Raw genomic sequence first — 13,909 nt, 5'->3', positions numbered from 1 at the left:
TATAAGTGAATACAACGGTAGCGAATAGCGCAATTACCGTACTGGGGGCGGGGTCTTATGGCACCGCCCTTGCTATTTGTATTGCGCGTAAAGGCGTAGCTTTAACGCTGTGGGGTCGCAATAGCGATGACATGCAGAATATGCAGAACGAGCGTGAAAACTCTCGTTATCTGCCGGGCTGTCCTTTACCTGATGGCATTACGTTAGAGGCCGATCTGGCAAAAGCGGTGGAGGGTTCAGACACTATTTTGATAGTGGTTCCCAGCTATGGTTTCGCTGAGGTGTTGGAGCAAATCAAGCCTTATTTACGACCGACAGCAAGGGTTGCCTGGGCAACTAAAGGATTGGAGCCGGGCACCGGACGGTTATTGTCTGATGTGGCGGTGGATATTCTGGGGCCAGAACGGCCTTTAGCGGTACTTTCCGGACCTACTTTTGCAGCAGAAATGGCGAAAGGCATGCCCACGGCTATTGCGGTGGCGTCTACCCAACCGGGTTTTGTCTCTGAGTTGTCCGAAATGCTGCATTGCGATCGCTCATTCAGGGTCTACCTGAACGATGATTTTATTGGCATTCAGCTTGGTGGCGCGGTCAAAAATGTGATTGCGATAGGTGCCGGCATGGCTGATGGTATAGGTTTTGGGGCAAACACCCGAACTGCGCTTATTACCCGGGGGCTGGCTGAACTGACTCGTCTGGGTATCGCGGTGGGTGGTAAACCGGAAACTTTCACTGGCATGGCCGGTCTGGGTGACCTTATATTGACCTGTACTGATAACCAGTCCCGAAATCGCCGTTTCGGCATGGGCTTGGGTAAAGGTCGCAGTGTTGACGAGGCGATGGCTGATATCGGCCAGGCGGTGGAAGGTTACCGCAATACCAAAGAGGTATTTGAGCTGGCTAAGCGGTACGATGTGGAAATGCCGATTGTTGAGCAAATTTATTATGTGCTCTATGAAGGCAAAGAGCCGATGCAGGCTTCTCAGGACTTATTGAGCCGCGCGCAGACTACAGAAAGTCTTTAACTAAAAAGCAGAGCCAGTCTCTGCTTTTTAGTATCTAAAATCAAAATCTTCTCAAAGTGAACTTATAAGATCCCTCGCTCAGCAAAAGAAACGGTCCCTTCAGTCCCTATTACAAAATGATCCAGCAGGCTCACATCTATAGTCTGTAAAGCGCTTTTAATCCGCTCTGTGACCCTCTGGTCTGCCTGGCTAGGCTCTGCCACTCCTGAGGGGTGATTGTGCGCGAGAATGACTGCTGCGGCGTTGTATTGCATCACCAGCTTAATGATCTCACGGGGATAGACCGGTGCGGCGTTAATAGTGCCGTGAAAGAGTTCGACAAACTGCAGTAGCCGGTGCTGGCTGTCGAGTAGTAAAATAGCGAATACTTCACGGGGCTGATGGCGTAACTGGGTGGCCAGGTAATCCCGAACCAGCTCCGGCCGGGTAAAACCTTCTCCCTGCTGCAAAGTGCTGGCCAGATAACGCTTTGCCAGCTCCATAATAACCTGCAGTTGAAAACAACGGGCCGGGCCTATGCCTTTAAGACTGAGTAGTTTGTCAGTCGGCAGTGTCAGTAACTCACCCAGGCTGCCGCTTTGTTGCAAAAGAGAGCGGCTCCAGCTTAATACATCCTGACCGCCAGCCCCGGTGCCGAACAATATAGCCAGTAATTCGGCATCGCTGAGTGCTTTAGCACCCTGCTGCTGACATTTTTCCCGGGGCCGCTCCAATACTGGCCAGTTCTTAATTGAGGTACGTTGCATATCACATCCTTGTTTATCGTGGTAAGTGCTTACTTCAGATTAGAATAGTCAGGTGCCAAAGGCCCCATGCTCATGTTATCTTAAGTAAAATTAAGCCATTTCCTCGGGTACAGTTATGAGCAGCTTATCGGGTAAGCGAATTTTACTGGGTATTACGGGCGGTATAGCTGCCTACAAGACGCCGGAACTGGTGCGTCGGCTGAAAGACGAAGGTGCTGAAGTGCGGGTTGTTATGACTCAGGGCGCTAAAGCTTTTATTACGCCTTTGACGCTACAGGCGGTGTCAGGGCTCGCGGTGCATGATGACTTGCTGGACCCCGCCGCAGAAGCCGCGATGGGACACATAGAGTTAGCTAAATGGGCTGACCTGATAGTTATAGCACCGGCTACCGCAAGTGCGATGGCGCGTATAGCTCATGGCCATGCCGACGATTTACTCAGTACTTTGTGCCTGGCTACGGCGGCTCCTATCGCGCTTGCACCTGCGATGAATCAGCAAATGTGGGCGGCACCAGCAACACAGCGTAATCTTCAGCAATTGCAGGCAGATGGACGCCTTGTCTGGGGGCCCGCAGAAGGTAGTCAGGCCTGTGGTGATGTAGGTGCTGGACGTATGCTCGAAGCGTTGGAGTTGGTCGCGCAGGTACAGGCTTATTTAGATATCGGAAAAAATGCTGTATTGGCTGGTCGTAAGGTAATGATAACGGCGGGGCCCACCCGGGAAGCACTGGATCCTGTTCGCTATATTAGCAATCACAGCTCCGGTAAAATGGGTTTTGCACTGGCAGCAGCGGCGGCAGCGGCTGGTGCAGATGTTACCCTTGTCAGTGGCCCGGTTAGCTTACCCACGCCTGCAGGTGTTAGCCGGAAAGATGTTACCAGTGCCGCCGATATGCTGGCAGCGGTAGAGCAACAGATAACCCAGCAGGATGTATTCATTGGTTGCGCGGCCGTAGCGGATTACCGTGCCGAACAGGTTGCAGGACAAAAAATGAAAAAGCAGGGCGCTGATGACGATCACGTGACACTGCGTTTACGGAAGAACCCGGATATTCTGGCCTGGGTAGCCGCCCTTGAGAAGGCGCCGTTTACCTGTGGTTTTGCTGCAGAAACTGAAAACTTACATAATTACGCAAAAAGTAAAATGCAGCGTAAAGGTATTCGTATGATTGCCGCTAACGATGTAAGTCAGAGCGATACGGGTTTCAACAGTGATTATAACAGTATTGATTTATTCTGGCGTGATGCGACAGAAGAAGTTCAGCATCAGGCCTTAGGGGCAGCGTCTAAGCAACAGCTGGCGCAGCGTATTGTGCAACAGATCGCCAGTCAACTGAGCGCGAGTGAAGAACATTAAACTATGAATAAATCTATAGACGTAAAAATTCTCGATCCACGAGTAGGCAAAGACTTTCCATTACCCGCTTATGCAACTGCTGGCTCAGCGGGACTGGATCTGCGTGCTTGTTTGAATCACTCAATTACTCTGGACCCTGGTGAAACTGTACTGGTGGGAACGGGATTAGCGGTGCATATTGCAGACCCGGGCCTGGCCGCGACGATATTACCGCGCTCTGGTCTGGGTCATAAGCATGGCATAGTGTTAGGTAACCTGGTAGGTCTGATAGACTCCGATTATCAGGGTGAACTGAAAGTTTCGGTGTGGAACCGGGGAAAACAGCCTTTTACCATTGAACCGGGGGAGCGTATTGCGCAAATGGTAATAGTGCCTATCGTTCAGGTCGATTTTAATCTGGTCAGTGATTTTAGTGACAGCAGCCGGGGGGCTGGAGGTTTTGGTCATTCAGGTAGGCACTAAGGGTGCAACTCGTACTCAGGATCTTAGGTAAGTAACGCACATATATCAGGGGCATTAAGGATTAACGCACAGATGACAACACAAAAAACCAATCGTCGTGAGTCGATACTGCAAAGTCTCACTCATATGCTGGAAAATAGTCCGGGGAAACCTATTACTACTGCTCGGCTAGCGGCTGAGGTAGGGGTTTCAGAAGCGGCACTTTATCGTCACTTTCCATCGAAAGCGCGTATGTTTGAGGCCTTAATTGATTATCTTGAAGATATTTTGCTGGGTGGGATCAATAAGATCCAGGAGCATGAGAAAGATACCAATGAGCGGATCCGTCTGTCAGTGCACCTGCTGCTGGACTTTTCCGAGCGCAGCCCGGGCATGGCCCGTATTCTGACTGGTGACGCACTGGGGGGAGAACATGAGCGCCTGCGCCAGCGGGTGGCGCTCCTGGCAGAGAAGATTGAAGCGCAGTTTAAGCAGATGCTGCGCGAGCGACGGTTACGCGAAAGCGTGACCACGGCTATCGATGAAGGCATATTAGCGAATTTAGTATTGGCTTTTGTAGAGGGTAAAATTGTACAATTCGTGCGTTCAGGTTTTAACCGCAAGCCAACCGATCATTTTGATCTGCAGTGGTCATTAATTGAACAGCAATTAAAAAAATAAGCGGTTTTACTTGCTTTTGTCGGCGTTTTTTTGTATAAATTGCGCCCTCGAATTTAAGGCAAGGCCACCAGGGCGAAAGGCGAGCTTGCAAGCAATTTTTGGAGTAAATGAAAATGTCACGAGTATGCCAAGTTACAGGTAAGCGACCTGTGGTTGGAAACAACCGCTCACACGCGCGCAACGCAACGCGTCGTCGTTTCCTGCCGAACCTGCAAACTCACCGTTTCTGGGTTGAGAGCGAGAAACGTTGGGTGAAGCTGCGTATTTCTACTAAAGGAATGCGTATCATTGATAAAAATGGCATTGATGCTGTGTTGGCCGGATTACGTGCCGACGGCGTTAAAGTCTAAATAAAAGGAGCTCATTACGATGCGCGATAAGATCCGTTTAGTATCTTCAGCTGGTACAGGCTTCTTTTATACCACTGATAAAAACAAACGCACCATGCCTGAGAAGATGGAGATCAAGAAGTTTGATCCTAAGATTCGCAAGCATGTGATTTTCAAAGAAGCGAAAATCAAGTAAGTGTTTGTAGAAAGCCCGGCCTTGGCCGGGTTTTTTGTATCTGATGATGTTATTTAATATTTTACTGCCCCGCCTGGTTAAGCCACTTTATTTGCTGGTGATGCTTTCTTACGTGCCTCCTTTTGTCTGGTTTCTGGTCACAGGTCAGGGCATTTATCAGCATGGCTATCATTTGCTGCTGGTTTTATTGGCCTCCGGTGTCGCCACAGGTGCAGCAGTCCGCTGGCCTTTGCTGGCCACCTTCCTGCTTGCTTCTATGCTGCTAAACCTGCTTATTTTGCTGTTGGACGCTTTTGGTTTACGTCTCGACATGGGAATTTCCCTGGGCGCACTGTTATTGCTCGCCCTATCGGTGATTTGGTATTATGCGGTCTGGGTACTTATTATGTGGAGCCGCTGGCGCGCTAAAAAAGGTAAATAAGTTTAGCGCGGGGGGTCAATAATTCCGCTGATACTCGTATTGTGCCGGAACCAGCCTGTTATGCTGTAGCGTTCGCGTGAACCTACTTTCACCTCATGCACAAAGGTGTCGCTTAAAAACATGACCATAGTGCCCAGGGTGGGTAATAGCTCTTCCAGCACTTCTCCTTTTGTTCCGTAAATCACCAGTTCACCACCGTCGGTATCTGACCACTCAGGGTTGAGATATAACACGGTGGTAAGTACCCGGTTGCTGCGCCCTTTGAATGCATCCAGATGCTTTTTGTAATAAGCACCCGGGCGATATTTGGCGAGGTGGCTTTCATAATCAAAGAGCCCCATAAAAAGCTCCCGGTTAATACGTAAGCGCAGGTTGTCCATATGGGCGAGATATGCGGACTCCAGCGAGTGCTCTGGCTGTAACCAATGGATTTTATCACTACGCACATGGGTATTTATAGTTTGTAGTTGCTGGCGGCCGACCGCTGCAATTTGCCACTGCGCATCGTCCAGATTACTGGCATAATCGTATAAGGCCATGGCGTCAGTGTCGGTAAGAAAGTTTGGTAGTACGACATACCCATTCTCTGCCAATGCGTCGCTGGCGCACTGAGTGTCCGGTAGAGTGCTGTTCAAGAGAATAGCCTGTGCTGAAAAACCTGGCTCAATATAATTCTTTCCACGGTATAAGTGAACAGGCTTAAACATGAAAAAAAAGAACTCAGATACCAGAACCCTGTTAGGGATGACCTTAAGTAAAAAGGGCTGGAACAATGTAGTTATCTATATCGTACTGATCCTGATGTTTGCTTTTTATTTTATGGGCCACCGTGACGATCAGTCGGCAGAAAGTCATTTACAACCTTTCGCTGACCAGGTGCTCGTCGGGCTGAGTGACAACGAAAGGGAATTAATACGGGTTGGAAATCGCTGGCAGCTGCAGCGCGGTGAGCTGAGTCAGGAGGAACAGGCAAAGTGGCTGTCAGCCTGGCAAAACATTGAGCTAAGAGTGCATGAAGGCTTGTTGCAGGGGCAGGAATATGGCATTGAAATAATACTGCTTGATGTAAACGAACCCGTTAACGTCGCCGTTTTTTTTACGGCAGATAAAACGCTCGTGGCATTGCCGGGCTACGACCATGTATTCAAAGTGATGAACCCAGAACCAGACGCCCTGCGCCCTTAAAAAAATGGGGTTATACAGCCAGAAGGAGGCTATCAATGCCGGAGTTACCTGAAGTAGAAGTCAGTCGGCTGGGTATAGAGCCGCATGTTGTGGGGCAGCGTATAACTGCAGTCAAAGTGCACCACCCACGCCTGCGCTGGCCAATTCCTGAGTCGGTTCATAAGCTTAAAGGACAGGTAGTTGTCGCCATAGAAAGGCGGGCAAAGTACTTATTGTTGGAAAGTGCAATCGGAACTTTGATTTTGCATCTGGGTATGTCGGGTAGCTTAAGGGTGGTGCCGGTAGCGACTGAGCGGGGCAAACACGATCATTTTGAACTCGTTTTGAGTTCTGAACAGTGTCTGCGCTTAAATGACCCCAGGCGCTTTGGTGCGGTGTTATGGCAAGAGCCTGATGAAAGTGAATTATCACTGTTTTCTAACCTGGGGCCAGAACCTTTAACGGATGACTTCAGCGGTGAGCTGCTTTATCAACGCTCACGCAGCCGCAAAAGCCCAGTAAAGACTTTTATCATGGACAACGCCAATGTGGTAGGGGTCGGTAATATCTATGCTACAGAGGCCCTGTTTGCGGCTGGTGTCGATCCGCGCCGGGCGGCAGGGCGAATTAGCCGGGCGCGCTATCAGTTACTCGCGCAACATATAAAACGAGTGCTGGCTCGGGCCATCCAGCAGGGCGGTACCAGTCTGCGTGACTTTACTCGTGCTGACGGCAAACCTGGTTATTTTAAACAGGAACTTCTGGTTTATGGGCGGACCGGGCAACCCTGTGTTAATTGCGCTACAGAATTAAAAACGGTGCAACTAGGGCAGCGGCGTTCTGTTTACTGCCCGGATTGTCAACGTTAAGTATTTTATCTTGTCTCAGGTGGTTCACCAACATATTCAACCAGTGGCTGGTAGCGAGGGTGGTAGACCCCGTATGGTAGCCGGGAAAAAGCGTTCTGGTTGAGTTCACGGGCGAGCGGCATGTAATCCTGTTGCGCAGTATTTAGCGCAGTTTCAAGCAGTGCACCCAGCAAGTTAGACTGGTTGCGGCTGGTCGTGTCTGCTACTCGTCGATCACTGTGGCTCCATAGGGTATTGCCAGTATGAGTCGATATTAAGTCATAACTGACACTGACAGTGACGCCGCCACCGAGGACAAAATAACTGGTATCCCACTGATGAATGGTGGTTTGGAGTATGGTGTCAGCGCCAAAAAGCTGATAGAAACGTGCAGGGTCAATGTCCTGAAGCTGTGCGCCATCGACAATTCCTTCTTCACGCATGATCAGATTAGTCACCTCCGTTGAAAACACGTAATAACCGGCACGTGCAAGCGGCACAGCAAGAGTAGTTCGGTAATGTTCGGGCGCTTCTGCGGCGGTGCTTTGATTGGCAGGCGGTAAAATTAAGACACTCCGTGGCCGCTCTTCAACAAAACGGGGATGGGTGTCCTGTCTTGGTCCTGAGGCGCAGGCCGTTATACTTAATAAGGTCAGCACAATTACAAGGTATCTCACAGTTCACCCTCACTTACTTCAGGTTCATCAGTTGGCTCGGGTTCTGGCGGCCGCACATCGGCAAACCAGCGCTCAATAAAGGGTCTGGATTCCGGGTACAGCACACGCTCACGATTTACATAATCTGCATAAGCACTCAGATTCCCCAGCTCCTGTTCCATGACTGCAAGCTCCAGATAAACTCCCGGAGGTACGCGCCAACCGCGGTTTTCACTGGTATCTACGATACGTCGCAGAGTTGCCAGATGGCGTTCCTGGGCACGACTGTCGCCATCTCGCTCCAGATTATATAATGTATCTTCGTAGCGATCCCAATACATTCCCTGACTTGGCTGGGTGGCACAGGCACTGAGCGAAGCCAGCACAAATCCAAGCAAAATAAAGCGCACTATGTTTGGCGTTTGTAGCTTCATGGTACTCGCACCGCGACGGTGTTGCCGCGACTTACATAAAGCTCCCGATGTACTAGTGTTGTCCCGTCTCGAGTGATAAGAATCTCCTGGGGCCCACTTTGCAATTCAAAAAGAGCGACTCGCTCGCCGTCGAGACGGAAAGTACTAATGTTGCGTTCAGTCAGTTGCACACTGGCCTGGTTGTTGATTGTCATCGTGGTTCCCATGAAATTGCCGCTCAGGCGAATGTAAGCCCCGTCATCCGCTTCCTGCGTAACATTACGGTAATTACTGGTACAGGCGCTGAGCGAAAAAGCCAGCAGTAAAACAAAGGGTAAAATTAGCAATTTCTTCATCAGGTATTCCCTTTAATTGTTACGGATTACGACATCGTCAAATTGTTCTGACGACAGGCTAAGATCGGTACTGACTAGTGAAAGTTCGTTCTCGCCCTGGCCGATAAAATCAATTACCTGTAAAGAGCCTAATTGGGTAGCAGGTAACTCAATAAAGAGGCCGGTCTGTGGGTTACGAACTTTGTCACCGCGTTGATAAACTTGCAGCTCAGCACCTCTGGTTAAGCCCTGTTCGGCTCCGCCAGTCATCAAATAATAACCATCCTGTTGACCAACGATATAAGCCTGCCATGGGCTATTCATGAGATTTTCCATTAAATTACTGACCAGTTGCGAAATCGCTGCCGATACAGCCTGATCAGCCAGTGCGGTATCAAAAGCGGCTCGTTCACCGACCCCGAAAGTGGTGCTGGCTTCAGCTCTCGCTTCGCCGCTGGCTTCCTGAGAAAAAACGATTTGCCCGGTGTTGGTATCCAGCAAACGCACGTTGACGGTAGCGGTGGCACGTTGAATGCGGTTACGTGTGAAAATGCCCGTTTCGCTAACGTTGGAATGACCAAATTCAGAGACTGACCCCACAATCAGGTAATCGGCGCCTACTTGAGTTGCTTCCAAAGAGGCATAATTCTGCTCCGCCACAACTTTATCCAGATCCGTTCGCTCCAGCATGATGAAACGACCAGAGTCGGTTAGTCGGGTTGATAGAATATCGCTGGCCTGTTTACCAATACGATCATAATTGGCATCAACAAAAAAACTGGAACTACGTCGGGTTTCATCACTAAAGCGGGCAATAGCTACCCGCCGTTTAAGTCCCTGGTATTGCTCCTGCTGTTGCAGACTCTGGCTTACCTGAGGACCTTGAGCAGTGCCTGGGTTTGTCCGTTGGTTGGTGGAAGTCGCACAACCTGTTACCGCAAAAGCGATTACAAGTAGAAGGGTACCTTTAAATTTCATTGCACATAGTCCTTTAGGTTATCTCTCTTTCGCTTACTAAGACCTTGCTACAGCGACAGAGGTTCACTTTAAGATAGCATATCGATAAAATCTTTAAACTGATTCAAAAAAGGAGCGTGGGCGCTATTTTCAAAGATTTTAACGTCCTGATCCTCAGGTAATTTAGTTAGTTGTTTACTGACCTGAACAGGGACCAGGCTGTCCAACCGACCATAACTGCGCTGCAATGGCACTTTAAGTTGCTCTATTTGCTTACGCAAATCAGTATGCTGCAACCAATTGAGTCCGGCCTCCAGGGCTTGCGGGTGCGGGTGGGGCTTTTGCTGCAGCTGCTGCCTTAACAGTTTCACATCATCACGCGCTGACGGACTGCCCATTGCCTGAACGGCAAGAAATCGTTTTATAGTGCTCTTATAGTCAGTGTTCAGCTGATTTTTGAAGTCTTCCAGCACGGATTCCTGAATTCCAGGCCAGTTATCCTTACGCACAAAACAGGGGGAACTGGCGACGGTATGCAGTCTGGTCAATTTATCTGGGTAGTGTATTGCCAGCAAAGTGGCCAGCAAGCCCCCCAATGACCAACCAAGCACAACGGCGGGACCATGGCAGTGGTCAGTCAGATACTGCTCCAGGCGTTTTGCCACCTGTGCAATATCCTGATAGCCGGCTTTCCAGGCGGAGTCGCCAAACCCTGGCAAATCAATAGCATGAACCCGATAACGAGTTTCAAGAGCGGCGCTTACTTTTTGCCAGACCGCGCAATTCAGGCCCCAGCCATGCAGCAGAACAAGATCCTCGCCTTGTCCCTGAACCTCCGCATGCAGATAACTTTGCGTCATGTCTTACTCCTTAACAATTAAAGGTCTGGCTATACTGGCTGGATGCAAGTTAAGCAGGGAGGTATTAGCAAGTGCGGACTATTGTAAAAAAACTAAGTCAACAAGCCAACGACTTTCGTGTGCAGGGTTTATGTTGGTTGTGTGAAACGCCAGACATGCTGACCTGCGGGCTTTGCGCCACCTGCTTTAATGACTTACCAAGGCGCGCGCCCGAAAATTTAAGGCCCGCTGTGAGTGATGACTATTGCCGGGTATGGATAGCAGCGCTGAGCTATCAGCCACCAGTTGACCGTTGGTTGCACTCTTTTAAATTTGCGCAGACTCCTGCTTTAGCCAGGCATTTGGCGATACTGCTCAGCGCGCAGGTGATGACTTATTACAAGCAACACAAGCGATTATTGCCGGAAGCTCTGATCGCTGTTCCCTTAGCTAAAAAACGCTGGCGCTACCGAGGCTACAATCAGGCATTGGTGCTGGCAAATGAGGTCTCGAAGGTATTGGGTATTCCGCTTATTCATGCGGTTATCAGGCATAAAGACAGTAAGGTTCAGCATCAGCTGGACAGGCGTCAGCGGCAGGCAAATATGCGCCAGGCTTTTCAGGTAGTATCAGTTATACCCTGTACCCGGATCGCTATTGTGGATGACATTATTACTACAGGGGCGACGGTTAGCGGGTTGGGGGCTGTTTTAAGCGAACAGGGAGTTGTTGAAATAGATGCATGGGCGGTTGCTTATACGCCATCATGATAAAAAAAGGGCCACCTTGTTAAGGTGGCCCTGGGCATAGCGCTAATTAGTGTGAGTGTTCACTTTCCATAGCCTGCTCCGCACTTTCCTCGTCTTCAGCCGCGGTGCCGTGGGCAAACTGAGACCAGAAGATAGCATTGCTTAATAACTGAGAAGTCCCCCAGAAGAAGCCTCGGAAGTTAACATTGTCCGCGAAACCGATAACACGGCCGTTTCCAAGGCGATGGGCTGCGATCGCGGTACGGTTAGCTAATACCTCGCGGTTCTGTTCGGATACATAACCGGCAGCTACAGGCTCAGACTGATAGCGAGCTACATCGATGAAAGGGGCTGTATCAGCCTGCATGGCCATGGTGCTGTCTTTAAATACAGGTAGCCGACTGCGCGTCAGGCCAACTGCTAAGGGGTGGCTAAGGTCTACGTCAGTCATAAAAATGGCACCAGCTACGCGCTGCTGTGCAAAATAGTCATTACGGTCAGAAAAGCTGAGCTCTTTATTCGGGAATTTGTCACGGAATGTATCCTGGCTAACAAAATTAACTCCGAGGAGGTCATTTTCGGACATCCAGCGAGCGCCACCTTTTTGACCAATCAGAGTTCCACCGCGACGCACCCATTGCTGCAGACGCTGGCGAAATGAATCGCTAAGGTTGTATCTGCCGTTAACCATAATAATGTGTGTATAGCGGTCAAGGTCAACACGATTCAGCCGTTGAGTTTCTATTTTGCTAACCGGTAAGTTGAGATGTCTGTCCAGGTAATACCAGGTTTCACCCGCTTCCTGAACTGGCACACCATCGCCAACCACTAACATGACTTCAGGCTTAACTGCGGGGCTAATGCTGCGGCTACCGATGTCCATACCGGTGCTCGGCGTCAAACCTTTGCTTATGGTATGCACAGGTACCTCACTGGCATTGCTGTACTGGCTCAGTTTAGCCTGCACATCAGCCCAGTCTTTGTCCTGATAGGCACGGGTTACCAAAACAGTACCAGCGCTAAACTCTTGCTCTCCGTCTGGAGTGCTGATGGTCATAGCATCATGTGCAAGACGTGCATGAATGCCGTCCTGTAAAAGGTTATTCAGCACGCGTGGTGCATAGTAATTCTCCCAGCTAAAGGCATAACCTACGCTGGTCTCTTCGAGCTGGTTGGGTTGCCATTTATCGGGCCCTGTCCATTTTTCATCCGCAATACGGAAACGGCGGTTGCTGCTGACCTGTTCAAACTCAATGTTAAAAGCTTTTGGCAGTGTCCAGGCGGAAACGTCGTAAAAGGTATTATCCGGAAAGTCCTGACGTGTGCTGAAAGCACCTTTTAATAAACGGAACTGACGTTGGCGTGCGGGTATATAAAAGTCGCGACCAGCCTTATAATCATTGCCGCGGGCACTGAAGTCTTCGGCTACAGGGTACACGTCAATAGCGTGCTGCTGCAGAATACTCAGCAGTTCATTCATGCGTGCCTTATCGGCATCATCACCGCGCAGCATATAACCATCAAATCCTGCATTTTGCGCCATTTCCATGTTGTCCTTGAAAAAGCGCTGCTGGAAGTCATTTAAACGGTCGCGGTTTTCTACTGAGCCTTTCACCGTCGAAAGCGAAGTCATAAACTGGTTTTTAATTGTATAAGGGAAACTTACATCACCATTAATAGATTCTTGCAGATGTCCTCGCGAGGAAGCCTGCTCAAATAGAATACCTATGGTGCCCTGAGCATCTGGGTAACTGGAACCTTTACCATAATAGAAGTCATCAAAAGACTCCTCGGTATAATAAAGACTATGAATGTCATCCAGAGCGTCCGCGTGATAGGTGGCTAACAGTTCAGTCAGCTCAACGTTTTCATCTGGAGTAATAGGGTTTTTGCGTGAAGGAATACCCGGTTGGAAGAAGTAGGTAGCGTCGGTTCCCATTTCATGATGGTCAGTCAACACGTTCGGCATCCAGCGCTGGTAAGCGTTAATACGAGCCCGGGATTCGGGGTGCTGCAGTAACAGCCAGTCGCGGTTGAGATCAAACCAATAGTGGTTTTGGCGGCCCCGTAACCACAGTTGCTGGTGCTCAATGTTCTGAGCGTCAGCATTCATGTTCATGCTTTTAAACTGGTTCGCCCATTGGGCAAAGCGGCCTAAACCGTCCGGGTTCATAGCCGGCTCGATTAGTATGACTGTGTTATCCAGCCATTGCTCTATTTCAGGGCCTTGCGCTGCAGCCAGGTAATAGGCCATTAATAAAGACGCGTTTGCGCCGGAGGACTCATCGCCATGCACGCTGTAACCTAAATAAACCACCAGTGGCGCTTCTTTGGCATTCACGTTCTGACTCGGGTCGCTAATTGCTTTGTGTTGCTGGCGCATGTCTTCAATGCGATCTTTATTGTCAGCAGAAGCCACTTTAACGAGTATCATTGGGCGCTTTTCGTGACTGTGGCCAATGACTTCAAATTGGACACGATCAGAGTGCTCTGAGAGTACTTCCATATAACGCACGAGCTGATCGGGGCGTACATGCCATTCACCTACTTCATAATGCAATACTGACGCTGGTGTAGGAACGGATGGGTCGTATTGAACGTCATCCGGTAAATAATAAGATAAATCGATATCTGCGGCCTGTAGTGGCAGGACCATAAAGGCCAGCACCATCATGACACTCTGTAACAAACGCTTTCTCATGCTAATCCCCTGAATTATGTTAATCAGTGTCAAGCTAACAGAAGCCATAAG

General features: G+C 49.7%; 18 protein-coding genes. 10 read left to right on the top strand and 8 right to left on the bottom strand.

The window, feature by feature from the left end; all coding sequences use genetic code 11:
- Positions 1-5: 5 nt before the first annotated feature.
- Entirely contained in the window at positions 6-1,025 is a 1,020-nt protein-coding gene (gene gpsA / locus CWE09_RS08940; protein WP_126803618.1) for an NAD(P)H-dependent glycerol-3-phosphate dehydrogenase, read from the top strand.
- 62 nt (positions 1,026-1,087) lie between these two features.
- Here the strand turns inward: gpsA and radC are convergent, their stop codons facing one another.
- Positions 1,088-1,771, bottom strand: coding sequence for a RadC family protein (gene radC, locus CWE09_RS08935; protein ID WP_126803617.1), 684 nt, complete (start codon positions 1,769-1,771; stop codon positions 1,088-1,090).
- Positions 1,772-1,886: 115 nt separating this feature from the next.
- On the opposite strand from radC, the gene coaBC reads away from it, so the two are divergent.
- From coaBC to CWE09_RS08905, 6 genes are all read left to right on the top strand, one after another.
- Positions 1,887-3,128: a bifunctional phosphopantothenoylcysteine decarboxylase/phosphopantothenate--cysteine ligase CoaBC gene (coaBC, locus tag CWE09_RS08930; RefSeq protein WP_126803616.1), complete on the top strand. Its 1,242-nt coding sequence runs from the start codon at positions 1,887-1,889 to the stop codon at positions 3,126-3,128.
- Between the two features lie 3 nt (positions 3,129-3,131).
- Positions 3,132-3,590 carry a dUTP diphosphatase gene (dut, locus tag CWE09_RS08925; protein WP_126803615.1) on the top strand — a complete coding sequence of 153 codons (459 nt, stop codon included), beginning with the start codon at positions 3,132-3,134 and terminating at the stop codon, positions 3,588-3,590.
- A gap of 72 nt (positions 3,591-3,662) precedes the next feature.
- Positions 3,663-4,250: a nucleoid occlusion factor SlmA gene (gene slmA, locus CWE09_RS08920; RefSeq protein ID WP_126803614.1), complete on the top strand. Its 588-nt coding sequence runs from the start codon at positions 3,663-3,665 to the stop codon at positions 4,248-4,250.
- Between the two features lie 113 nt (positions 4,251-4,363).
- Positions 4,364-4,600 (top strand): 50S ribosomal protein L28, encoded by a 237-nt coding sequence (gene rpmB, locus CWE09_RS08915; RefSeq protein WP_126788705.1) that lies wholly within the window; start codon positions 4,364-4,366, stop codon positions 4,598-4,600.
- A 19-nt stretch (positions 4,601-4,619) separates the two neighbouring features.
- Positions 4,620-4,775: a 50S ribosomal protein L33 gene (gene rpmG, locus CWE09_RS08910; protein ID WP_111568740.1), complete on the top strand. Its 156-nt coding sequence runs from the start codon at positions 4,620-4,622 to the stop codon at positions 4,773-4,775.
- A gap of 43 nt (positions 4,776-4,818) precedes the next feature.
- Positions 4,819-5,196 (top strand): hypothetical protein, encoded by a 378-nt coding sequence (locus tag CWE09_RS08905; protein WP_126803613.1) that lies wholly within the window; start codon positions 4,819-4,821, stop codon positions 5,194-5,196.
- A 2-nt stretch (positions 5,197-5,198) separates the two neighbouring features.
- On the opposite strand, the gene CWE09_RS08900 is transcribed toward CWE09_RS08905, so the two are convergent.
- On the bottom strand, positions 5,199-5,831 hold the full coding sequence (locus CWE09_RS08900; RefSeq protein ID WP_241974326.1) for a 2OG-Fe(II) oxygenase: 633 nt from the start codon (positions 5,829-5,831) through the stop codon (positions 5,199-5,201).
- Positions 5,832-5,901: 70 nt separating this feature from the next.
- Here CWE09_RS08900 and CWE09_RS08895 point away from each other — a divergent pair, with 70 nt between their 5' ends.
- Both CWE09_RS08895 and mutM read left to right on the top strand, forming a co-directional pair.
- The gene (locus CWE09_RS08895) at positions 5,902-6,381 is read left to right on the top strand and encodes a hypothetical protein (protein ID WP_126803611.1); all 480 of its coding nucleotides are present in this window, start codon (positions 5,902-5,904) and stop codon (positions 6,379-6,381) included.
- A 35-nt stretch (positions 6,382-6,416) separates the two neighbouring features.
- The gene (mutM, locus tag CWE09_RS08890) at positions 6,417-7,229 is read left to right on the top strand and encodes a bifunctional DNA-formamidopyrimidine glycosylase/DNA-(apurinic or apyrimidinic site) lyase (RefSeq protein WP_126803610.1); all 813 of its coding nucleotides are present in this window, start codon (positions 6,417-6,419) and stop codon (positions 7,227-7,229) included.
- A gap of 5 nt (positions 7,230-7,234) precedes the next feature.
- Here mutM and CWE09_RS08885 read toward each other — a convergent pair whose 3' ends face one another.
- From CWE09_RS08885 to bioH, 5 genes are all read right to left on the bottom strand, one after another.
- Positions 7,235-7,885, bottom strand: a complete 651-nt coding sequence (locus tag CWE09_RS08885; RefSeq protein WP_126803609.1) for a GNA1162 family protein — start codon at positions 7,883-7,885, stop codon at positions 7,235-7,237.
- Positions 7,882-8,298, bottom strand: a complete 417-nt coding sequence (locus CWE09_RS08880; protein WP_126803608.1) for a DUF4810 domain-containing protein — start codon at positions 8,296-8,298, stop codon at positions 7,882-7,884. The genes CWE09_RS08885 and CWE09_RS08880 overlap by 4 nt, the downstream gene beginning before the upstream one ends.
- Positions 8,295-8,633: a hypothetical protein gene (locus CWE09_RS08875; RefSeq protein WP_126803607.1), complete on the bottom strand. Its 339-nt coding sequence runs from the start codon at positions 8,631-8,633 to the stop codon at positions 8,295-8,297. Before CWE09_RS08875 ends, CWE09_RS08880 begins: the two co-directional genes overlap by 4 nt.
- A gap of 12 nt (positions 8,634-8,645) precedes the next feature.
- Positions 8,646-9,590, bottom strand: coding sequence for a CsgG/HfaB family protein (locus CWE09_RS08870; protein WP_126803606.1), 945 nt, complete (start codon positions 9,588-9,590; stop codon positions 8,646-8,648).
- A 68-nt stretch (positions 9,591-9,658) separates the two neighbouring features.
- Positions 9,659-10,429, bottom strand: coding sequence for a pimeloyl-ACP methyl ester esterase BioH (bioH, locus tag CWE09_RS08865; RefSeq protein ID WP_126803605.1), 771 nt, complete (start codon positions 10,427-10,429; stop codon positions 9,659-9,661).
- A gap of 230 nt (positions 10,430-10,659) precedes the next feature.
- Between bioH and CWE09_RS08860 the strand changes: the two genes are divergently transcribed.
- The gene (locus tag CWE09_RS08860; protein ID WP_126803604.1) at positions 10,660-11,178 is read left to right on the top strand and encodes a ComF family protein; all 519 of its coding nucleotides are present in this window, start codon (positions 10,660-10,662) and stop codon (positions 11,176-11,178) included.
- Between the two features lie 46 nt (positions 11,179-11,224).
- On the opposite strand, the gene CWE09_RS08855 is transcribed toward CWE09_RS08860, so the two are convergent.
- Positions 11,225-13,858 carry a M14 metallopeptidase family protein gene (locus tag CWE09_RS08855; RefSeq protein WP_126803603.1) on the bottom strand — a complete coding sequence of 878 codons (2,634 nt, stop codon included), beginning with the start codon at positions 13,856-13,858 and terminating at the stop codon, positions 11,225-11,227.
- Between the last annotated feature and the right edge of the window lie 51 nt (positions 13,859-13,909).

This window comes from Aliidiomarina minuta (genome assembly GCF_003987145.1).
GTDB classification, from domain to species: Bacteria; Pseudomonadota; Gammaproteobacteria; order Enterobacterales; family Alteromonadaceae; genus Aliidiomarina; species Aliidiomarina minuta.
The sequence above is the reverse complement of the archived record's forward strand: the minus strand, read 5'-3'. Positions and strand labels throughout refer to the sequence as shown.

Excerpts from the sequence above, each read along its gene's own strand:
- CWE09_RS08870 (WP_126803606.1), bottom strand. The coding sequence starts at position 9,590 with ATGAAATTTAAAGGTACCCTTCTACTTGTAATCGCTTTTGCGGTAACA.
- radC (WP_126803617.1), bottom strand. The coding sequence starts at position 1,771 with ATGCAACGTACCTCAATTAAGAACTGGCCAGTATTGGAGCGGCCCCGG.
- coaBC (WP_126803616.1), top strand. The coding sequence starts at position 1,887 with ATGAGCAGCTTATCGGGTAAGCGAATTTTACTGGGTATTACGGGCGGT.
- CWE09_RS08880 (WP_126803608.1), bottom strand. The coding sequence starts at position 8,298 with ATGAAGCTACAAACGCCAAACATAGTGCGCTTTATTTTGCTTGGATTT.
- CWE09_RS08895 (WP_126803611.1), top strand. The coding sequence starts at position 5,902 with ATGAAAAAAAAGAACTCAGATACCAGAACCCTGTTAGGGATGACCTTA.
- bioH (WP_126803605.1), bottom strand. The coding sequence starts at position 10,429 with ATGACGCAAAGTTATCTGCATGCGGAGGTTCAGGGACAAGGCGAGGAT.
- slmA (WP_126803614.1), top strand. The coding sequence starts at position 3,663 with ATGACAACACAAAAAACCAATCGTCGTGAGTCGATACTGCAAAGTCTC.
- rpmG (WP_111568740.1), top strand. The coding sequence starts at position 4,620 with ATGCGCGATAAGATCCGTTTAGTATCTTCAGCTGGTACAGGCTTCTTT.
- CWE09_RS08905 (WP_126803613.1), top strand. The coding sequence starts at position 4,819 with ATGATGTTATTTAATATTTTACTGCCCCGCCTGGTTAAGCCACTTTAT.
- dut (WP_126803615.1), top strand. The coding sequence starts at position 3,132 with ATGAATAAATCTATAGACGTAAAAATTCTCGATCCACGAGTAGGCAAA.
- mutM (WP_126803610.1), top strand. The coding sequence starts at position 6,417 with ATGCCGGAGTTACCTGAAGTAGAAGTCAGTCGGCTGGGTATAGAGCCG.
- rpmB (WP_126788705.1), top strand. The coding sequence starts at position 4,364 with ATGTCACGAGTATGCCAAGTTACAGGTAAGCGACCTGTGGTTGGAAAC.
- CWE09_RS08875 (WP_126803607.1), bottom strand. The coding sequence starts at position 8,633 with ATGAAGAAATTGCTAATTTTACCCTTTGTTTTACTGCTGGCTTTTTCG.
- CWE09_RS08855 (WP_126803603.1), bottom strand. The coding sequence starts at position 13,858 with ATGAGAAAGCGTTTGTTACAGAGTGTCATGATGGTGCTGGCCTTTATG.